The 21,510-nt window shown below is 49.4% G+C and carries 17 protein-coding genes; 10 read left to right on the top strand and 7 right to left on the bottom strand.

Annotated features, from left to right (window positions below; translation table 11 throughout):
* Nucleotides 1–903 precede the first annotated feature (903 nt).
* Entirely contained in the window at nucleotides 904–2,709 is a 1,806-nt protein-coding gene (locus KNV97_RS00460) for an Ig-like domain-containing protein (protein WP_256611650.1), read from the top strand.
* 54 nt (nucleotides 2,710–2,763) lie between these two features.
* Here KNV97_RS00460 and KNV97_RS00465 read toward each other — a convergent pair whose 3' ends face one another.
* Nucleotides 2,764–4,071 (bottom strand): DUF7507 domain-containing protein, encoded by a 1,308-nt coding sequence (locus tag KNV97_RS00465; protein WP_240798203.1) that lies wholly within the window; start codon nucleotides 4,069–4,071, stop codon nucleotides 2,764–2,766.
* 399 nt (nucleotides 4,072–4,470) lie between these two features.
* On the opposite strand from KNV97_RS00465, the gene KNV97_RS00470 reads away from it, so the two are divergent.
* The 3 genes from KNV97_RS00470 (at nucleotide 4,471) to KNV97_RS00480 (ending at nucleotide 7,409) form a co-directional block, all read left to right on the top strand.
* Nucleotides 4,471–5,295 (top strand): AraC family transcriptional regulator, encoded by an 825-nt coding sequence (locus KNV97_RS00470; RefSeq protein WP_218561835.1) that lies wholly within the window; start codon nucleotides 4,471–4,473, stop codon nucleotides 5,293–5,295.
* Between the two features lie 33 nt (nucleotides 5,296–5,328).
* Nucleotides 5,329–5,916 (top strand): LysE family translocator, encoded by a 588-nt coding sequence (locus KNV97_RS00475; protein ID WP_218561836.1) that lies wholly within the window; start codon nucleotides 5,329–5,331, stop codon nucleotides 5,914–5,916.
* A gap of 251 nt (nucleotides 5,917–6,167) precedes the next feature.
* Nucleotides 6,168–7,409 carry a GlyGly-CTERM sorting domain-containing protein gene (locus KNV97_RS00480; RefSeq protein WP_218561837.1) on the top strand — a complete coding sequence of 414 codons (1,242 nt, stop codon included), beginning with the start codon at nucleotides 6,168–6,170 and terminating at the stop codon, nucleotides 7,407–7,409.
* A 166-nt stretch (nucleotides 7,410–7,575) separates the two neighbouring features.
* Here KNV97_RS00480 and KNV97_RS00485 read toward each other — a convergent pair whose 3' ends face one another.
* A complete protein-coding gene (locus KNV97_RS00485) occupies nucleotides 7,576–10,284 on the bottom strand; it encodes a DUF2339 domain-containing protein (RefSeq protein ID WP_136486859.1) in 2,709 nt (902 codons plus the stop codon).
* A gap of 198 nt (nucleotides 10,285–10,482) precedes the next feature.
* Between KNV97_RS00485 and KNV97_RS00490 the strand changes: the two genes are divergently transcribed.
* From KNV97_RS00490 to KNV97_RS00515, 6 genes are all read left to right on the top strand, one after another.
* On the top strand, nucleotides 10,483–10,725 hold the full coding sequence (locus KNV97_RS00490; RefSeq protein WP_136486966.1) for a YrhK family protein: 243 nt from the start codon (nucleotides 10,483–10,485) through the stop codon (nucleotides 10,723–10,725).
* Nucleotides 10,726–10,867: 142 nt separating this feature from the next.
* The gene (locus KNV97_RS00495; protein WP_136486857.1) at nucleotides 10,868–11,476 is read left to right on the top strand and encodes a histidine phosphatase family protein; all 609 of its coding nucleotides are present in this window, start codon (nucleotides 10,868–10,870) and stop codon (nucleotides 11,474–11,476) included.
* Between the two features lie 246 nt (nucleotides 11,477–11,722).
* Nucleotides 11,723–12,871 (top strand): L-threonine dehydrogenase, encoded by a 1,149-nt coding sequence (gene yiaY / locus KNV97_RS00500; protein ID WP_136486855.1) that lies wholly within the window; start codon nucleotides 11,723–11,725, stop codon nucleotides 12,869–12,871.
* 310 nt (nucleotides 12,872–13,181) lie between these two features.
* Entirely contained in the window at nucleotides 13,182–14,033 is an 852-nt protein-coding gene (locus tag KNV97_RS00505; protein ID WP_136486852.1) for a helix-turn-helix domain-containing protein, read from the top strand.
* A gap of 66 nt (nucleotides 14,034–14,099) precedes the next feature.
* Nucleotides 14,100–14,858, top strand: coding sequence for an alpha/beta fold hydrolase (locus KNV97_RS00510; protein ID WP_240798201.1), 759 nt, complete (start codon nucleotides 14,100–14,102; stop codon nucleotides 14,856–14,858).
* Nucleotides 14,859–14,986: 128 nt separating this feature from the next.
* Nucleotides 14,987–15,547 carry an outer membrane beta-barrel protein gene (locus KNV97_RS00515; RefSeq protein WP_136486850.1) on the top strand — a complete coding sequence of 187 codons (561 nt, stop codon included), beginning with the start codon at nucleotides 14,987–14,989 and terminating at the stop codon, nucleotides 15,545–15,547.
* Between the two features lie 65 nt (nucleotides 15,548–15,612).
* Here KNV97_RS00515 and ahpF read toward each other — a convergent pair whose 3' ends face one another.
* The 5 genes from ahpF to KNV97_RS00540 all read right to left on the bottom strand — a co-directional run bounded on the left by ahpF (nucleotide 15,613) and on the right by KNV97_RS00540 (nucleotide 21,505).
* The gene (gene ahpF, locus KNV97_RS00520) at nucleotides 15,613–17,181 is read right to left on the bottom strand and encodes an alkyl hydroperoxide reductase subunit F (RefSeq protein WP_136486848.1); all 1,569 of its coding nucleotides are present in this window, start codon (nucleotides 17,179–17,181) and stop codon (nucleotides 15,613–15,615) included.
* Between the two features lie 156 nt (nucleotides 17,182–17,337).
* Entirely contained in the window at nucleotides 17,338–17,895 is a 558-nt protein-coding gene (ahpC, locus tag KNV97_RS00525) for an alkyl hydroperoxide reductase subunit C (RefSeq protein WP_136486846.1), read from the bottom strand.
* 218 nt (nucleotides 17,896–18,113) lie between these two features.
* Nucleotides 18,114–19,061 (bottom strand): hydroxymethylglutaryl-CoA lyase, encoded by a 948-nt coding sequence (locus tag KNV97_RS00530; protein WP_136486844.1) that lies wholly within the window; start codon nucleotides 19,059–19,061, stop codon nucleotides 18,114–18,116.
* Nucleotides 19,058–19,888, bottom strand: coding sequence for an enoyl-CoA hydratase-related protein (locus KNV97_RS00535; RefSeq protein WP_136486842.1), 831 nt, complete (start codon nucleotides 19,886–19,888; stop codon nucleotides 19,058–19,060). Before KNV97_RS00535 ends, KNV97_RS00530 begins: the two co-directional genes overlap by 4 nt.
* 15 nt (nucleotides 19,889–19,903) lie before the next feature.
* Entirely contained in the window at nucleotides 19,904–21,505 is a 1,602-nt protein-coding gene (locus KNV97_RS00540; RefSeq protein ID WP_136486840.1) for a carboxyl transferase domain-containing protein, read from the bottom strand.
* Between the last annotated feature and the right edge of the window lie 5 nt (nucleotides 21,506–21,510).

Here is a 21,510-nt window from a genome sequence, read left to right on the forward strand (position 1 = left end):
AATCGCATGCACCCTGTGAAAGTGGGTTGTGTTCATGAAAAGATCGGCAGTTACGCAAGCGGGTTACTCTCACGATGTGAATCGGGCTGAGACTTGATGTGATATCAGAAGGCACTATCATTTGCCGGATCTGACGCTTAGTTCCAATTTGCTCTCACAGCGTGTTTCACGAACACGTGGACGGTTGTAATTAATAGTGATCTTTATTCCAAATTAAAATTTGAATGCAGCAGATATGCAGTTGCTCAGTGATGATGAAAATGCTATTTCAATGATGACTGTTAATAAAATATGTTCAGATTAATATTATTAAACTAGTTGAAAATATTGATATTGTTAGCTTTAGTCAGGCTTATTAATTGTTATCATAATGTTAATATTCCGCATTTTTTGGTTTGACCAAAAATTAACCAAAATTTCCTTGAGTTATAAATATATTTATTGATAGCATTATCATCGTTAAAGGATAACCCAATATGTTTAAGTAAGCATATTGGGTCTTTTTAATCCTGGATTTTATTAGTCTGAACATCATATTTTTAAGTATGCCACCATCTGTATAAAAATAGGTGTGGGATGAGTTTGTCTAAATGATCGCAAGTAATATTATTTTTTCGTAACTGACTGAAAATTAATATTATAACTTTATCCTCTTTCCCTGCGAGGAGGGGGGTTGTATTGCGGAAATTTTGGCTAACAACATAAAAGTTATATTTGCAATTTATTGTATATAAACATTTATCCGCTACTTATTTTAAGCGTAAATATATGTTCGGCAAGTTTATGTTATTTCACATGATAACTTCTTAAGTAATGAATATTTTAAAAATTATTACTCGTGAGTCTGAGGGGAAGACGTTGAATTCTATTAACTCTGTTGTGCCATTTAGGGTAGGGAAAAGCTTGCTTAATCATTTGCATGCTATTGGGTTGCTATTGCTCAGCATCATGACCATGGTTCCATTCTCGGCACATTCAGCAATAAATATTTCGACTACGGGTCAGCAAAATACCTTGGTTCTGATGGTGAATTTTCAGGAAAATCCTGACGAAAAACCACTGACACTTGCCGAGGCGGATGATCTGGTATTTGGTCAGGTTGATCAGTTCTATCGTGAGAACTCTTTTGGCCAAACCTGGTTGTCCGGTCAGGTTGCGGGTTGGTTCACACTGCCTTTGTCCAACCAGGTGTGTGATTTGAACGCGGTACAGGACGAAGCGGATAAACAGGCTGCCAATTCTGGCATCGATATAGGTAATTATGACCGTATCGTGTATCTGATGACCACGGCAGCGTGTGGTGTTGCCGGCTCTGCCACGATGGACGGTGTCCCAACCCGCGCGTTTATTAACGGTGTACTGACAGCGACCAACATTGCTCACGAACTGGGTCATAACTTCGGATTGTATCATTCGCGTGCTCTGGACTGTGGTGATGAAACATTGGGCAGCAGCTGTACAATCAATGAGTATGGCGATACCTACGATGTGATGGGTAATCCGGACATTGGTTATTTCAACACCTTCCAGAAAGAACAGCTGGGATGGCTGAACGGTGCGCATGCCGCACGAACTTTAGAAGTGACGCAAAGCGGAACTTACTCGATCTCCAATTATGAAAGCGTAGACACTCAACCGGTTACTATCAAAATCCCACGAGGCACCGATGCGTCGACTGGGGCAATGAAATGGTTCTATATCGAATACCGTCAGTCTGTCGGCTTCGATGATTTCCTTGCTGACCGCTCATATCGCTTTTACCGTGGTGATGTGACGGATGGCATTGTGGTTCGTGCTGCCACCGATGGCGATGGCCGCAGCAGTAATCTGCTTCACTTTAAAACTGATTCACAGTTTCACCAGGCATATGGACGTAATGACTGGTTCGATCCGGCGATGCCGGTTGGTGACAGCTATACCGATCCAGATTCGGGTGTAACGTTCAGCCTCATCAGTGCCGCAAACGGTATCGCAGAGGTGAGCGTTAATTTCGGAGATTCAGGGCAGGGTAATGTTTCGCCCCAAAGCTGTAGTACGAGCGCTCCACAAATCAGTGCGACTGCCATGAGCGATAATGCGGGAGCAGCCGGAGAGCAAGTGCAGTATTTAGTTACGGTCACCAACCATGACAGTACGGACTGTGAGACGGAGTCGTTTAATGTCAGTACGGCTGTACCAATCGGTTGGCAGGCGAGCAGTGAACAGGTGACTTTGGCTCCTGCGGAGTCTGGTCAGGTCGTTATCTCCGTGGTGTCGTCGGACAGTGCGGCGGCGAACAACTATACGCTGACTGTCTCAACTAAGCACAGTTCACAAACCCAGACAGAAGCAACGACCACAGTGAATTATACTGTTGTGGCGGATAACGGCTCAGCAGGCACAGCCCCGGTTGCAGTTAATGATTCGGTTTCTCTAGCGAATACAGATTCTGTGGTGATTGATGTGTTAGCGAACGATGTGATTGAAGACACTTCTGCAGTCACTCTTACCTCGTTCACTCAGCCAAGCAAAGGCACCGTACAATTACTGGCTGATGGTAGCCTGAAATATACGCCGCATAAGAGCTTTAAATCGAGCGACAGCTTTAGATATACCATAAGTAATGGTGTTGGTAGTTCAAGCGCGGTGGTGTCGATTGCCCTGCAGACGTCTGCAGATCCTGATACTTCGGGCGGAACGACTAAGCCTGGCAAAGGGCGTAACAAATAATGACAATACCCGGCACTGATGCCGGGTATTTTTTCAGGTGTCTAATGTCATTGATTAAAACTGCACTACGTCGACCGGACATTGCTCCAGGTCAGCACAAGCTGGGCATAAGGTGCAACTTGCATCTGCAGGAACGGCTTCAACAATACCACCAAATGCGGTAACACCTAACGCATTTACTTCATCGGTAAAGGCACGCACAGCTTCACCCGCTAATGGCAGACCTTCACCTTCCTCAGGAACAGGTTCATAACTACCACTATAGTCGGCACAATCGCCATCGGTGCCTTGTGGGTACAGGGTGCCAATGTCGTGTGGTTCAGGGTCTTTATTGTCCTGAACGATGACGCCATTAATGGTGACGTCAGAGGTATTACATACGCTACCGCTATAGTGCACTTTCAGGCCGTACTCATTCATGCCAGTTTCTGCAAAACGATTGACCACGTAGACATCACAGTCTTTTTGCAGTGACAGTGTGCCTGGGATGTTTTGCGAAGGGCAGTCGAATGAATCATCATCGGTAACGGATGGGGTGCCACCACTGACCAGTGCGGCTGTGACCATGGCTTCATTAAGAATACCGTTTTGGCCGACCGTAAAGGAGCCATTGAACTCTTTTGAATCCCCGACGTCCAGCATACCCCAAGGGTAGACATGAGAGTTACCGGACAGGTCGACATTTTCTGCCGTTGTATCGGTGGCTGTAATATCATACAAAGGTAACTGGCCGGTGTTCTCTACCAGCAATGTGTAGTTGTAACGCAGGGTGTCACCGCCTTCTAAACCACCATAGGTACAAGTTTTAGTGATTTTGATTTCTGGTGCGCCAGGAGTGTAACAAAAAGAGATATGGCTTAGACCAGCGTATCGACCATTTTTGCCAACCGGAGCGTGTAAGCCTGTGTCTGAGCTAACCAGCAAACCATCGGCATAGTATTCATAGAGGTTACCGCCAGGGCCACCTTTAACAAATACGCTGTGCATGATGATGCTGCTGTCACCCTGATCCCAAGAGAAGGTTTTGGCCCCCTCTTGAACTTCGATCATGACTGTCAGGTCGCCATCGCTGTAAGTCCCGTCAGCGACCGGTTCAACTTTGAGCTCTTGCACGTCGGGAATGCCTAACAGATCAGAACAGGTAGGGTTACCGTCCACCTCCATAGGTTGTACTCCCTGGCCGGATGCATCACCGGCCGCGCTCTGAGCTGTTTGAAAACCCACAGCCGCGCACGCAATCAGCAGCCACGCCAGCCATTTAATAACTTTGCGGGCCTCCCAATCTTGGAGTGGGTTGAGCTCGGATAAAGCGGCGCAGTGCGAACCTATACTGTGCCACCATGTTTTTGGTGTCGCTTTCATAAAACCTCCGCCGGGTACAGGAATCTGTTTTATTTCCCGTACAACCGTCATGTTTGTTCTTACAAAAATCGAGTTGGTGTTGCACCGGGTCAGAAAGCATAGAGTGGGCCAATAGGTATCATTCTGAATTTTATGGTTTTTATAGTTAAGATTTTACTAATGTGAACACTTGTTGTGTGCCATTCAACAGGCTCAGAATGAGGAGAGTCGGTTAAGTGTCTGAAAAATTAGCGTAAAGCAGGCTGGGTTACACAAGTGTTCATACTTTACACCTTGTATTGAACAGTCAGTGTGTGGCGATTATCAGGCTGGCGATAAACTTCGCAATTTTATTCTATTCTTCCGCTGGCGGAGTTTTTATACTGAATCCCTACAGTAACGCGAGTGATTAGCAGCATCATGCAAGAGCAATTTCAGTATCTTCCGAGTCAGCATATTCATGGTTTGAGCGCTTTTTCTGCCCAGATGAAAGAGTTCAGCTATGACAAGCATGCGCATGAAGAGTACAGCATTGGTGTGACTCGCAAAGGTCGTCAGGATTTTTTCAGTGACGGCGTTTTTCATAAGAGTAATGCCGGTAACGTGATGTTGTTTAATCCGGAGCAGGTCCACGATGGCAGTGCAGGAGCACGCTCGGAGCTGCAATATGAGATGCTCTATATTCCGCAGGCAACCCTGACTAATCTGATGCGGTCGCTCGGACACATATCGGACGATCAGATTCGTCTTAAATCGTCGATCTTCAACGATCACGCGCTACGCAGTCAGGTATTGAATCTGAGCCAAATGATGGGGCAAGCTGCTCTGTCCGCTCTGGAAGAAGAAGCCGCGTTGCTGGCGATTGCCCAGTCAGTCATCCGCCTCGGAGGCGGTACGTTTCATTCCGGCAATTATCACCAGCGTAAAGATACTCTGTTACTGCGTGCCAAAGAGTACATTCTCTGTAATCTGAGTCAAAAGATGACAGTCGATGAGATTTGCCAGGCAGCGAACATGTCCAAATACCATTTTATTCGCGAATTTAACCAGCAGTTTGGTATGACGCCGCATCAATATGTGCTTAATTGCCGTATTAACAGGGCGAAACAGGCACTGCATACCGGGGATAAAGTATCCGATGTCGCGGTTAACTTTGGCTTTTCGGATGTGAGCCATTTAAATCGTAAGTTCAAAAAGAGCTTCGGCATCACACCGCATCAATATCAGCGTCAATTAAACGTTTGATTTTCACTATCTGATTAATTCTAAGAGTAACCCATGACAGACATAATTCTTTATGCCTTTGGCGTGATGTACACGCCTGGGCCGGTGAACGCTATTGGTTTAAATAATGGGATTCAAAAGCAGCCGCGTATTTTGGGCTTTTTTTCTGGTGTGGCCGTTGCCATGTTTATCCTGTTTTTTTCACTCGCTCTGATCGGTGAACAGGTGATGAACGAATCACTGCTACAAGGCGCCTCAGTGCTGGGCAGCCTGTATATCCTCTGGCTGGCGTACAAGATATTCAGCGCTCCGGTCGGAGATGATGTTCATGCCCAACCACGTACGCTGACTTTTCGCGATGGGCTGCTGATGCAATTGCTTAACCCAAAAGGCATAACGGTGGCATTGCCGGTCGCAACCGTGCAATTTTCGAACGCAGGGATTACTGGCCTGCTACTGTTTGCCTGGTGTATCGGTCTTGCAGTATTCGCCTTTGGTGCGCCATGGGCGTACTGTATGTTTGGACGCTTCATGGGAAAAAATATTAATCAAACCCGTTATCTGATCATGATTAATAAACTGATGGCACTGTTTTTAGTTATTGTTGCGGTGAGTATGGGGAGTTCTTTTTTTCACCCCTGAGTGAGTTATCGCGGGCTCAGTAGCTATTTTGGAGGTGTGTGTCCTACTGATAATACTCCTGATAATGGCGGTTTCTATTGGATTGATTGGTTTTTTTGTTAACCGCATAGCATGTTGATAGTTAATTAATATGCAACTGAGTTTTCTTTTGTTAGTGATGGGGTTACCTCATATGAGTATTAATCTGTTTTGCTGGTTTTTTAGGTGTTCTAGTTAGATTGCCAGTGAATAAAGCAAAGGAACACATCCTCATGAACAAAAATCTACTCGTCGGTCTGGTTAGCTCACTGTTATCAGCAACGGCCTATTCTGCAACCACAATTGAAGTCAGTGCTTTTTATCAAAGCGGATCTGGTTTCAACGTCTCACAAGAAATTGTGGGCGTATATCGCTCCTTGGAAAACATTAACGAGTTGATGGCTGAGAAGGGCATCAACGCAGAATTTAAACCCACTTATTTCGGAACGCTCAGTGACTCGGAAGTCGCTCCTACCGAAAATGTGTTTTCTGGGCTTCAGTACATGAGGGGGTTGGACGCTGCGGTTGAGGCAAAGACCGATGTGGGTGATATCGCGATCGGTATCTTTCCACGATTAGGTAGCGATTATGGCTTTGCACAGCTAATTCGTGATAACACATTCACAAACGAACCCAACGAGACTCGTAAAATGGCTATCGCTGGTGGAGCTTCGATGGGGCTGAGCAATTATTCTGCATTTGTGTACCTCGCGGGGCATGAATTACTACATGCCGTAGGGGCGGTGCACGAAGAAGCAACAGCGATTAATTTCAACACACAAGGCGACTCTCGTGAAGACGGCTTTGCCAATATTTGCGACAATGGGCATCAATCGCTCATCGGTGCGTCCTCGCTTTATACCGATAAAGAGAATATTTCTATTGCCGGTGCGACAGACTGTTCGGTGGGCGGCGGCGATGTGGTCGGTTTTGTCAATCAATATGCCCCATTAGTTGGCACCATAGCGGCAGAACGCAATAATCGTACCTTAACTGTGTCTGCGTCTGAAAACATGAATACCCAGTCGTTTGACATCAATATTACTCGTACCGATACCAGCGCAGCAGATATTATCCGCGTGTATATCGCGGGTGGTTATTCAGATACCGGTGCAGGTCTGACACCGATTGATGTCGCGTTTGGTGTGGGTGCAGTTACGGCGTCAACCAGTGTGTTCTTTGATGATATTTATCCGATATTTGACGCTGCTGATGGTACAGATCAAAGCACATATATCGTCGCGTTGGGTGATAGCGAAATCAGTGACTCAGCTTATGACCTGTTGTCGGTTAACACGCAGTGGACTTCTGCACAAGTTGGTGAGCCTGATGATCAAATTAAGGATTCGGAAGATGCAGGCTCGGGTGGCGGCTCTGGCGGTGCTTTGGGGATATGGACACTCTTGCTTATGACGATCGCAGGTACTCGTCGTTACTTGAAAAACGTTAAGCATCATCATCGACATGAGAAATAATATATATAGGCTTATGGATAATCCTAGTCTTGTTTATTTTCGTTTGGGTTGACTGTCCTTGTAAACGAGCATCTTTTTTCATGTATGTCTTCATTAGACGGGCTGAAGTCCGATTGGTTTATTAAATCCTAGAATAGTAATGGAGAGTTTCGGCGTTTTAACAGCATCAACGACCAACGTCGTTATTCTCTGTTTTCATTCTCTGAAACAGCCACCCCACACCGAGTAAACTCAGACCCAATCCCAGGAAAGACAGCGCGCGGTACAGGCCGGTCAGCTGCGACATGTCGATCAAAAATGCTTTACAGACCACGGCGGCCAGCACGATAAAACCGGTTTGGGTGAGGGCAGGTTGCGTCATGCGGCGCGCGGCAATCAGCGTCAGCACGGAAATCAGCAGCCAGACCAGTGAGTAAGTGTACATCTCCAGTTGTTCGGTCGGTAGGCCAAGCCAAATCATATCCTGATGGAATGCATGCCTGATGGTGCCGTTGATAAACAGCAGTAACCACAAGGCGCTGATGCCATACAGTGCCGGTTTTATCTGGCTGGTGAGCAGATTTAAACGCGCCGCGGCCAGTAATAATAACGCCGGTATTAACCACAGCGGCAGCATCCAGTTCCACAGCGGAGCGTTGCCGATGGTCAAAGCTGAAAACCACGGATTAAAGGTGGTCAGCAGGGCGATGTGGTACAGCGCGGAGCCAGCAGTTAATAAAGCTGCGAAGCCTAGATAAACCGGGCGCAGTGTGCGGGAATACTGACTACGGTAGGCATAGACAGTTGCCATGATCAGCCAGTTCATTGCCAGAAGTATCGCTTCTTTGAAACTTGGCGCGCTGAAATCAGGATAGTGACCGACCAGTTGATAACTGCTTTCGGTGGTGACCAGCAGCGCCACCACGTGCAACATAGCTCCGGCAATAACTTGACGCAGTTGGCTGTCCTGATAGTAGCGGCGGGCGTAAGCGAGAATGATCAGGATCAGCGGGTAAACGATGAGGGTCCAGTGTACGCCCAGAACCTGATCATTTTGGTATTCATCCAGCCACGGGAAAAGGGTGAGGCGGATTAATAATACGGCCAGTAACACTTTGACCAGCCATTGGGGCGGAGTGAGTGTCAAACGCTGACACCAGTAGCCAAGCCCGATGAGCTGCAAGCTTAAGGCGAGTGTCAGTGTGCTTGATTCCAGCAGCATGGTTAAGATCAGGCTGATATTAAGGTTAGCGAGCAGAATACCTGACAACTTGACCCAGCCCCGTGGCTGCTGGGCGGTGATCCGCTCGGCAATCAAAGCCAATACCAATAGTTCAACAGCCCATAGTGAATACATGCCCAGGTTGGCCTGCGGCGGCGAGAAAATATAGCTCAGGGCGAGCAGGGAAGTTGGCCCGATCACCAGCAGCAGAGAAAAGGCCAGCCGTTTGGGCAGCCAATGCTGCATCCATAGCGCGTAGCTAAACAGCGCCAGGGCGATCGCCTGACTGTAAAGATGAGCGCCGCTGAACATGAAATCGAGATCGGTATAATTCGTTTGTGGCAATAGCAACCACCAGGTCGCGATGGAGAGCAGCCAGCCAAGCAGAGGCCAGGTATCAAATGCAGAGTGACGCAGCGGCCCGCTGCACAGCAGAGCCAGTAACAGTACCGTGACGACAATTAAGCTTGGCTGATAACCATGCACCACATAGAAGAGCCACACTGGCAATAATGAAGCGAGCAAGCCGGCTTGCTCCTTTCTCGGCATGAACAGCACCCTAAGCGACAATGGCCGCTGCCGGCCTTGTTGCAGGCGCCACCCCAGGACATCGCTCAGTACATAGAGGTAAATTGAAATCAGGGCAAACAGCACAATAATCCAGGCATCAGACACCGCACTGAGGACAATCAATCCGAGCAGCCAACTGAAGTGAGCGCAGAAGCTTAGCCACCACAGCCAAGGGCGCCTGACCCGGTTGGCAACTACGATAGCGGACGCGCTGACCAAAACAATATAGCCGGCGATGGTCAGCAGGCTGTCATTGAATGACCAGAAAGGGAACGGCACCGAGTAGGCGCCTAAAATGCCAATCACCGCCACGATCGGTCCATAACGCAGTGTCATGGCGGTGGCTGTCAGTGCGATGATGGCAAGCATAACGAACGCAGTGCCAGACGAGATGAGCAGATAATAGTGAGATGCGACCAGCGTCATGGCGTAGCAGGTGATGACACCGGCTGACACCAGCGCGGCGCACAGATAGTCGCTGTGGATCTCTAGAGCTTGTTTTTTACGGGTCAGATATTCCGCTGCCGCAATAAAGCCGATCCCGACCATAAAGCCCAGTAGTACCCGGGTTAGCGGTGACAGCAGGCCTGCTTCGAGAGTGTACTTGGCCAGGAAAAGACCACCAAAGGTCAATACAATTCCGCCGAGCCAGAACAGCGCGTTGGTGGATTGATCGCCAGTCGGAAAGTTGGCGATCACCTGACGAATACGGCTCCACCATGCATTGGCAGCTGCATTTGTGTTAGGTGAAATTTTAGCGGCCAGTTTGACCTGATAACCTTGTGGCCAGGCTGCGGCGTGCGCTTCTGTTTGCTGGCCTGAGTCCTTGGGTTGTTGAGCTTGAGAAGCCAATTCTTGCGCAGAAATATATCGCTGCGCAGAAACAGATCGCTGCACAGAAACTGGCTGCGGATTTGAAGGCTGCTCGGCAAACGATGCGGCATAACTCTCGCTGTCTGACTGACTTTGCAACTGACGTTCCAATTGATCAATGCGCCGCTGCAATTCGGCGAACTGACGTTGCGAACGTATACCCAGCATGGCGCCGTATGCGATAAAACCTATCAGAGCGAACATCGCAACCAGCATTATCAGATAAATCATCTCTATTGTTATGAACTCGTCAGCCACATATAGAAATACTATAGCCCAGATAGACAATAGGTTGTTGATTTTTAAACACTGACTCACCGAATGTTTGAGTTATGAGTCAGGTTTGCATATCGAAGGTGGCTTCGCTAGGGTAGTGTCAGGTGGATTGAGCTTAAGGTGGAAGTGGTGAAAAGTACACAGACTCGGGAAATGGATTTCGATATCGGTAATCAGCATATTGTCATTCAAGCACGCTACGAAGCACTTGGCGCGTTTAATGATTTATTGATTGCGGTGTGGTTTTTGCTGGGCAGTTTTTTCTTTCTCAATAATGCACTGATTGAAAGCGGCACCTGGCTGTTTATTGTTGGCAGCGCACAACTGATTATTAAACCTGCGATCAAACTGACCAGCTTGATCCATCTCAACCGAATTCGCGGTCAGCAGGGATGACGAGGAATACTCAGCGCTGGAGCGGAGAGAGCGGTCAGCAGGATGGAGTGTTAGCCCGATCGCCATTATGGTCTGATGCCTTTGCCCTAGATAACGGGATTGGGTAATGTGGCGGTTTGCGGACCATGAAGTCAAGACAGGCATGACCAGAAAAATCTTTGTGCTGAGGCACGGACAAACCCAGTTTAACGCCGAACGTAAGTTGCAGGGGCACTGCAATTCACCGCTTACTGCGACAGGCAAAGCGCAAGCCCTGGCGATGGGCACACACCTCAAATCTCATTTACAAGGCCGAAGCTATCGCATGTATGCCAGTTCACTCGAACGTGCTGTAGAAACTGCGCACATTATTTGTGATGAAGTCGGTTATGCTAAAACTGACCTCACCCATGAGCCCCGCCTGAAAGAGTTCTCGCTTGGGCAATGGGAAGAAAAACCTTTGTTCGATCTGCTGGATGAAAAGCCTGATCTCCTGGATGCGCCCGACTGGTATCTGCAAGCACCAGACGGAGAGTCGTTTGCGGAGGTAAAATATCGGGTTAATGCGTGGTTAGATGAAGCGCCGCATCATCTGGATCTGGTGGTGGTTTGTCATGGCCTGACCGGGATTGTGTTGCGCGGCCTTTTGCTGGGTTTAAGCTACGATGACATCTGGCAACTCGATCTTCCTCAGGATGCTTTCTATATTATCAAAGACGGTGAAGTTGAGCGGGTCAGTTGTTTTCATGACGGTCACTTTTTGGGGCGCTGAGAGAACGCATTCAACACGTTTCAAGATGCAGGTCAGAATAGCCTGGCTGAGCAATTTTTAACTGGGTATTTCACTTTTATGATTTTGATCAAGTTTCCTTTCGTGGTTTTGAAAATACGAGCTACTTTGTTGAAAAACGCGTGAGTTATCCCTTTTTGTCCCTGATAGCCTACCGGCAATGATTCGTAACGTATGGAGTTACGGACACGCAAAGCGCCATTGTTGGCTGCGCAAAAGGAGCACAAAATGTCTAATATGTTTTACATTCCTTCCTCTAACCTGATGGGTCCTGGCTGTCTGAGTGAAGCGGCAACTGCCATTGCCTCGCACGGTTTTAATCGCATTCTGATCGTGACAGACAAATTTCTGAACAAAATCGGGGTCGTGGAAAAAGTCAGTAAACTGCTTGAGCAAGCTGGTGTTGCGTCTGTTGTGTTTGATGAAACCAAACCTAACCCAACGGTGGAAAACGTCGAAGCGGGCCTGGCTAAGTTAAAAGCCAACAACTGTGACTGTGTGATGTCACTGGGCGGCGGTTCACCTCACGACTGTGCGAAAGGGATTGCGCTGCTGGCGGCCAATGGCGGTGAAGTTAAAGATTATGAAGGAGTGGATCGTTCAGCGAAACCGCAACTTCCTCTGTTTGCAGTCAATACCACAGCCGGTACTGCATCAGAAATGACCCGTTTTTGTATCATTACCGATGATGCGCGTCATATCAAAATGGCGATCGTTGACAAGCACGTCACGCCACTGATGTCGGTGAATGATCCGGAGCTGATGCTGGCTAAACCTGCATCGCTGACAGCGGCAACCGGCATGGATGCACTGACTCACGCCATCGAAGCTTACGTTTCTATTGCTGCAACGCCGATCACTGATGCGGTGGCGATTAAAGCGATTGAGATGATTCAGGCTAATCTGCGCCAGGCAGTCGATCATGGTGATGACATTCAGGCTCGTGACAACATGGCTTACGCTCAGTTTATGGCCGGTATGGCGTTTAACAACGCATCATTGGGTTACGTTCACGCGATTGCTCACCAGTTGGGTGGTTTCTACGACCTGCCACACGGTGTATGTAATGCTGTCCTCCTGCCACATGTACAGCGCTACAACAGCGAAGTCGCCGCTGAGCGCCTGACTGACGTTGCTCGAGCACTGGGTGTGGATACAACAGGTATGACAGGCAGCGACGGCGCGGCGGCAGCCATTGCGGCGATTTGTCAGTTGTCTTCTGATGTACGCATCCCAGCAGGCCTGACAGAGCTGGGCGTTAAAGAAGAAGACTTCGACATCCTGGCCGAAAATGCACTGAAAGATGCTTGTGGTTTCACGAACCCTAAACAAGCTACGCATGAAGAGATCGTTGCGATTCTGAAAGCGGCAATGTAATCAGATAAGGCGCGGATGCCATTTCGCTGCGCTTTTGTCATCATCATACTGATTACAGTAAACACATTCTGCCCGCACTTCGCTGCGGGCGTTTTGTTTTCGAGAATGAGTGCAGTCGCTAAGTTCGCATTCTTGTCACATTGTATTTGCAGTTTTATCGTGTAGTCTGCTCAAGATTGTAAACTAGGCCTCATTCTTGCCTTTGTTACACGCCAAATACTCCCTTTTTCAGCGCAAGTGATGTTTAACACCGCATTTATTCACTACACTGACAATCTCGAAAAATAACAATAATGACGACTTGGATGGCATGAAAACACTCAATAGTTTCCACCGCGTCGATGAAACGCAATACGCGTTATCGACCGGTAAAGTCAATCTGCTGCATTATCATCTGCCTAAGCATTTTCAGGGCGAATACCGCTGCTTTGAAACGCCACGCCTGTGTACGATTTTGCAGGGCGAAAAGCATATCCGAATCAATCAGTCTGAGTCGTTGAATTACCATAAAGAGCAATGTGTGCTGTTACCACCTCATGCCAATGTCATGATGTCGATGCCGGAGTTTACCGAGGCGCTGGTGTATGAGTTCAGCGAAGATGTACTGGAAGATGTCAGTGCCAGAGTCAATGAGCAGTTGGAAGTTGACACGTCTTTACAGGCTGAAAACGGCCACTTTCAGCTGTCCGGTTTACAGGATCGGATGTCAGCCTTACATCTACGCACACTGGAGATTCTGCGCAGCAATGACAGTAACATTCCCTTTCTGATCGATCTGGTGACGCAGGAGATGGTGTATGAACTGATGAAACGCCAGGGATCTTACGATATTTTGTCTCAGCACAAAAATCATCCGATTCATCGCGCAATTCGCCTTATGAAGTCATCGGTCAGCGAAGTCTTGTCGATCTCGCAACTGGCAGAAGAAGTGCAGATGTCACTGCCCAATTTCAGCCAGAAGTTCAAACTAGTGACTAACCAGACTCCGAAAGAGTACCTGACCCGGCTCAAGTTGCAGCAGGCAAGGCGCTACCTTAGTCATTTGTCGGTGACTGACACGGCGCTTGAACTTGGCTATGAAAATATTTCCCACTTTATCCGCCTGTTCAAAAAAGAGTTTGGTGTAACTCCGAAGCAGTTCAAACTCTCACGTCACAGCTAGTCTTAAACTTCAGGTATCGTCAGCCCTCACTCTTTTTTCGTGCTGGCGTATCACGGAGAGTCGTGTATGTCGGTACCACCTTTATTGTCTTTATCACCGTCTTTGAGCCAGAACACGGTACTGATTCGTGGTTTGTTCCGCGGCAAATACCACTGGGGTGATTTACCGCAACGTCTGCAATGTCTGTTTCCGCAGCGTCGTTTTATCTGCCTCGATATTCCTGGTGCCGGCACCCGCTGCAGAGAAATCTCTCCCTGTCACATTGATGGCATGGTTGAAAGTTTGCGTAATCAATTGCCCAAGGATCAACGGGTTGATCTGATAACGATTTCTATGGGCGGTATGGTGGGGTTGCAGTGGGCGCACAATTATCCGCACCAGGTTCAGAGCCTGTTGTGCATCAACACCACGGCGCGTGGATTCAGCCCGTTTTATCAGCGGCTGCGCCCGCAAAATTATCTCCCCATTCTCAGCGCTTTGCGTGCTGATCCCGAGCGCAGAGCTGAACTGATTTACGCTATGGTTGCTAATCGCCCGCCTGATCAGCAAGTGATTAACGATTGGGCGGAACTGGAGCGGCGTTATCCGATGCAAAGCGGTAATTTCTTCCGCCAGCTGGTGGCGGCCATGCGTTTTCGGGCGATAAAACCATCATGCCCGGTTCGCTTTATCTCGTCACGGTGCGATCACCTGGTCAGTTACCAAGCGACGCAGGCGTTAGCGCTTGCCTGGGGTTGCAGTCTGGTCATCAATCAACAGGACGGACATGATATACCGCTCGATAACCCGGACTGGCTGTGTCATCAGCTGACTGAGTGGTTGTAGCACGAATAACTGATATATTTGTTAATTTAGTGTGCACCTATTCACATAAACAATTTGACGACTTTGCTTTTCTTTCAATATCGCCAACTTTTTAATTGATAGTTTAATCACAACGTCAGAGGGTTACTATGAACGGATATAAAAAGCTTTTGCTCATTCCATGTTGTTTGTTTTCAACCACAGTGTTCTCAGCGGATTATAATCCCCAATCTGTTGCACCTCATCCTTATATCGGCCTGGCTTATGCCTATGTGGATGCGGATATAGAAGTTGATGGAGTAGGCTCAGATAATATTGATAACAGCTTGCTTGGTCTTATTGTCGGTTATCAGTTACACCAGAATTTTGCGGTTGAGTTTCGCGGTTATGGCAATATATCAGACTATGATGCATTCGGATCATCAATTGAAGTCGATACAGCGTTTAGCTTACTGGGGCGAGGAATTATCCCTATTTCAGAAAACTTTACAGTTTATGGTCTGGTTGGTGCTGGGAAAGTTAAAGGCAAAATCGATAGCTATTCTGAGACTGAAACAGAAATTCAGTATGGTGTAGGAATGGCGATCAATAAAGGTCAGCCGCTTGAGCTTCAAGTGGAGTGGTTCAGGATGTTTGACGACAGTTTCGGCGTTGAGGGTGTCAATTTTGAGGGTGATAACATCAACGTCAATTTGGTTTACCACCTTTAGTTGCTGATTTACCTGATATAAAAAAGGGCGAACCAGTGGTTCGCCCTTGTCTTTCATTCTGCTTGTTAGCCTTGTTTACGAATCAGGTAATCAAAGGCACCCAGGCTTGCTTTTGCACCTTCACCCATCGCAATGATGATTTGCTTGTAAGGTACGGTGGTTGCGTCACCGGCCGCAAAAACGCCTGCCATGCTGGTTTCACCGCGGCTGCCAATTTCGATTTCACCGCGGTTTGAAAGTTCAACCGCAGAATCCTTCAACCACTCAGTGTTTGGAACCAGACCGATTTGAACGAAGATACCGGACAGTTCAAGCTGCTTGATTTCGTCAGTATTACGATCTTTATAAGCCAGACCGGTCACGCGCTTACCATCACCGATGACTTCGGTGGTCTGTGCCATGGTGATGATATCCACGTTAGGTAGTGAATTCGCTTTGTTAATCAGCACCTGATCGGCACGCAATGTGTCGGCAAATTCCAGTACCGTTACGTGTTCTACGATGCCTGCCAGATCAATGGCCGCTTCGATACCTGAGTTACCACCACCGATGACGGCGGTTTTCTTACCTTTGAACAGCGGACCGTCACAGTGTGGGCAGTAGGCAACCCCTTTATTACGGTATTCTTGCTCGCCCGGTACGTTCATTTCACGCCAGCGTGCACCAGGGCTCAGGATAATACTGTTACTTTTCAGAGTCGCGCCACTTTGCAGATTGACATGGATTTTGCCGTCGGCGGTAAATTCCGAGCCCATCAGCTTTTCGGCTTGCTGTTCGGTAATAATATCAACGCCGTATTCTTTAAGGTGCTCACCAAGGTTCGCCACCAGTTTTGGTCCTTCAGTGTGTTTCACCGAGATAAAGTTCTCGATTGCCATGGTGTCCATCACCTGGCCACCCAAACGCTGAGCAACAATACCGGTACGGATACCTTTGCGGGCTGCGTAAATTGCTGCTGCCGCACCAGCCGGGCCACCGCCCACAACCAGTACATCGTATGGGTCTTTTTCGTTCAGGCTGGCGGCCGCTTTCTCTGCTGCGCCGTCGTCTAGCTTGTTGAGTATTTCAGCCAGTGTCATACGACCCTGACCAAACAGTTCGCCATTTACGAATACACTCGGTACTGCCATGATATCGCGCTGTTTTACTTCATCCTGGAACAGGGCGCCATCGATCATGGTGGTGCGTATATCTGGATTAATCGCGGCCATCATATTGAAGGCTTGCACTACATCCGGACAGTTCTGGCATGACAGGGAGATAAACACTTCCACGTCCAGCTTTTTGTCCAGTCGTGCAATCTGATCAATCGTGGCCTGATCGAGTTTGATCGGATGGCCGCCTGAGTGCAGCAGTGCCAGAACCAGAGAAGTAAACTCATGACCCATAGGGACGCCGGCAAAACTCAAAGAGGTGCCTTTGTCCGGGTTGGTTACTGTCATGACAGGCTTGCGATCACTGGCATTGTCGTCGCGTTCCACGCTGACAAGTTCGCTCAGCGAAGCAATGTCATTCGCCAGTTCAAGAATATTTTGCGCGCCTTTACTTTCATCTAGGCTGACCACTAGACGGACTGGCTGTTTTAAGTTCGCCAGATACTGAGATAACTGCTGTTTGATCGCTTGGTCTAACATACCGGGATACCTTTATTATTTATTTTAAATGGAGTGGTCACTCTGGATAAAAGGAAGAGCCAGCCGGGCATTCAGGTCGTCAGGTAGAGCGCCCGGCCAGCTCTTAAATCATCTTGTAATCATGGGATTACGGATTAATTTTGCTAGAAAGTCTGATTAGATTTTGCCAACCAGGTCCAGTGACGGAGCCAGAGTCTCTTCACCTTCTTTCCATTTTGCCGGACATACTTCGCCTGGGTGAGAAGCGACGTATTGCGCTGCTTTCACTTTACGCATCAGGTCTTCTGCGTCACGGCCGATACCTTCAGCAGTGATTTCCATAGCCTGGATAGTCCCTTCTGGATCAATCAGGAATGTTGCACGGTCTGCAAGACCCTGGCCTTCACGCATTACACCGAAGTTGTTGGTGATGTTGCCGGTTTGGTCGCCAACCATGTAGTAGTTGATCTTGCCGATAGTGTCTGAGCTATCGTGCCATGCTTTGTGAGTAAAGTGGGTGTCAGTCGATACTGAGTACACTTCAACACCGCGAGACTGAAGCTCAGCGTAATGGTCTGCAAGGTCGCCTAGCTCTGTCGGACATACGAAAGTGAAGTCCGCAGGATAGAAGAAAAATACTGCCCATTTACCCAGAACGTCCTGTTCTGTGATGTCTACGAATTCGCCGTTTTTGAATGCAGTCGCGCTAAATGGTTTGATTTTAGTATTAATCATATTCCGAGTTTCCTTTAAGTTATTGGTTGGAATGTCTTGTCTTCGGGAACTATATTCCCACCAAGTCGAGATTAAGAAAAATCGCTTATTGCTATTAAATTGATAGGTGATTTCTATCCAAAAATGCGCTTAGTAAGCTTTGGTGCAAACGAGAGAGGAAGATCCAGAAAGGTGAGAGCAGGAGGTCGGATTTTATTTTTCTTCTATTTTACAGCTGGTTAGGTTTTCTTTTGCGTTAGCTTGCTGTACAGGGCCAGAGAGACTTTAGATATTGGCCTGCGGCCCAGAATATGGCTGATAGCCCAGCCCGCCTTGGCGACCTGCTGCAGATCGACCCCGGTGTGTATTCCCAGTCCTTGGCACAGATAGAGCACATCTTCTGTCGCCACATTGCCCGCCGCGCCTGGCGCGTAGGGGCAGCCACCTAAGCCTGCCACACTGCAGTCTATGGTGGTAATGCCCATTGACAGCGACTGATACAAATTGGCCAGAGCCATCCCCCAGGTATCGTGAAAATGCACGGCTAACTGCTTTGCCTGCACTTGTTTCCGGACTGCCTCAAGCATCCGGGCGATACGCAGTGGCGTGCCTGTGCCGATCGTATCGCCAAGCGAGATCTGGTAGCAGCCGAGGTCGCGCAATGCTTCGGCGACACTGGCGACTTGTTCGGGTGGTGTCGGTCCGTCATAAGGGCAGTCAGCCACGCAGGAGAGATAGCCGCGGACTTTGAGTCCTAGTTGTTGTGCCTGGCTGACAACGGGCTCGAAGCGCTGCAGGCTTTGCTCGATTGAGCAATTGATGTTGTGCTGGCAAAAGCCCTGCGAAGCTGAAGTAAAGATGGCGATCTCATCCGCCTGACAGGCGATGGCCTGTTCGAGGCCGCGCAGGTTGGGAACCAGCGCCGAGTAAGTCACGGTCGGCGCGCGTTGAATGCCGCTGAACACTTCATGGGAGTCTGCCATTTGCGGCACCCATTTGGGGGAGACAAACGCACCGGCTTCAATATAAGTCAGACCGCTGGCCGATAGCTGGTCAATCAGCGCGATTTTAGCCGCGCTAGTGACCGCACTTTCATTTTGCAGCCCGTCACGGGCACCGACTTCAACCAGAGTGACGGCTGGTGGAAATTCGCACAAGAGGCCTGCCCGGGAAAGAAGCGCTTTCATTGAGGTTCTCCCGTGTTGCCGCCTGAAGGGGGAATCCAGTTTGGCGCACGTTTGGCAAAAAAGGCGCTCAGCCCTTCCTGGCCCTGGGGGGACACGCGGATGTCGGCGATTAATTGGCTGGTATAAGCGATCAGTTTTTGATCGAGCGGGCTGTCGGCGCAGCGCTGGCACAGGGCTTTGGCCTGCGTCAGGGCGGCGGGGCTGTTGAGCAGGATTTGCTCGCAAAGCTGTTGCACCGCCAGCGATAAATCTTGGGGCTGGTCACTGACCTGTTGATGAATTAACCCCATCTGCAGCGCGCTGGCGGCATCAAACGGTTCGGCGGTCAGCATATAGCGCCGTGCCTGTCGCTGGCCAAGGGTTCGGCACACATAGGGGGCAATGGTGGCCGGGATCAAACCCAGTTTCACTTCACTTAAGCAAAAGCGGGCACCGGCACTGGCTAGCGCGATATCGCAGCAACAGATAATGCCCAGTGCGCCGCCGAATGCACAGCCTTGCACTGCAGCAATAGTCGGATGGGGAAAAGTATCCAGGGTCTGCATCAGCAGCGCCAGCTGGGCGGCATCGCTGTGATTATCCGAATGTGATTTGGTTGCCATCGCGCGCATCCAGTTGAGATCGGCACCGGCAGAAAAATGGCGGCCATTGGCCTTGAGGACCAGCAGGCGTACCTTGGTATCTTTGGCCAAATCGTTGAGGTGATGCAAGAGCAAAGCAATCATCTGATCATCAAATGCATTCGATTTGTCGATACGGTTGAGAGTTAAGCTGGCGATACCGCTGGCGGATAGTTCACACAGTACACTTGGCTGAGCTGGGTTCATGGCGCGACTCCTGGTTTACATACGGAAAATACCGAACTGGCTGTCGGCGATTGGCGCACGCAGCACAGCCGCCAATGCACGTCCGAGAGTGTCGCGGGTTTCGAGCGGGTCGAGGATGCCGTCATCCCATAAGCGGGCACTGGCGTAATAGGGGCTGCCCTGGGTATCGTATAACTCGACAATCGACTGCCTGAAGGCGGCGGCTTCTGATTCTGACCACTCTTGCTGACGCCGGGCTTGAATGTCATGCCTTACTTGGGTGAGCACCCCTGCGGCCTGCTCACCGCCCATGACGGAAATGCGTGCGTTGGGCCACATCCACATCATGGTCGGATTATAGGCTCGGCCGCACATGCCGTAGTTGCCGGCCCCGTAAGAGCCGCCAATGATGACGGTAAACTTAGGCACGTCGGCACAGGCGACGGCCATCACCAGTTTCGCGCCATGCTTGGCAATGCCTTCCGCTTCGACCTTTTTTCCGACCATGAATCCGGTGATATTCTGCAAAAACAGCAGCGGGATTCTGCGTTTGGCACACAGTTCAATAAAGTGGGCCCCTTTTTGCGCTGATTCGGAAAACAGGATGCCGTTATTGGCCACAACACCTATCGCGTGACCGTGTAACGTGGCAAAGCCACAGACCAGTGAACTGCCATACAAAGCCTTAAATTCATCAAACTGAGAGTCGTCCACCAGACGGGCAATGATTTCGCGTACATCAAACGACAAACGCAGATCAGCGTTAACGATCCCGTACATTTCTGCGGCGTCATAGCGTGGCGGCAGCACCGAATCAGGCACAAGTGTGGGTGGAAAGTTAGTGCTGGCGATCGCCTGGCGGGCTAGGGAGAGTGCGTGCTGGTCATTGTCCGCGTAATAATCAGCGACACCGGATTTTTTACAATGCACATCCGCACCGCCCAGTTCTTCTTCACTGACCACTTCACCGGTCGCGGCCTTGACCAGCGGCGGCCCGGCGAGAAAAATAGTGCCTTGCTGGCGGACAATAATCGATACGTCTGCCATGGCCGGAATATAGGCTCCTCCCGCGGTGCATAGTCCCATCACCACCGCGATTTGCGGGATCCCTTTGGCGGACATGCGGGCCTGATTGTAGAAGATACGCCCGAAATGGTCGCGGTCCGGAAAAACGTCGGCCTGATAAGGCAGATTAGCGCCGCCGGAGTCAACCAGATAGACGCAGGGCAGGTGGCAGCGTTCGGCAATTTCCTGGGCGCGCAGATGTTTTTTTACCGTGAGTGGATAATAGGTGCCGCCTTTGACGGCCGGATCATTGGCGACCACCATACACTCAATGCCGTGAATGGTGCCAATGCCGGCGACCACACCTGCGCAGGGCACATCGTCTTCATAAACCTGCCACGCGGTAAACTGACCGATTTCGATAAAGGGGCTGGCAGGGTCGAGCAACTGCATCACCCGCTCGCGTACCGGCAGTTTGCCTTTCTGACGCTGGCGTTCAATCGCTTGTTCGCCCGCCCCCTGCAGCAGGGTTGCTCTGTGCTCAGCAAGCTGCTCTACCAGTGTAGTCATGTGTTCCAGGTTGCGTTGGTAAAGTTCAGAGCTGGTTTTGATTTTGCTGTTAATCACGGCCATACGCA

It is taken from the genome of Vibrio ostreae (assembly GCF_019226825.1).
Classification (GTDB): domain Bacteria; phylum Pseudomonadota; class Gammaproteobacteria; order Enterobacterales; family Vibrionaceae; genus Vibrio; species Vibrio ostreae.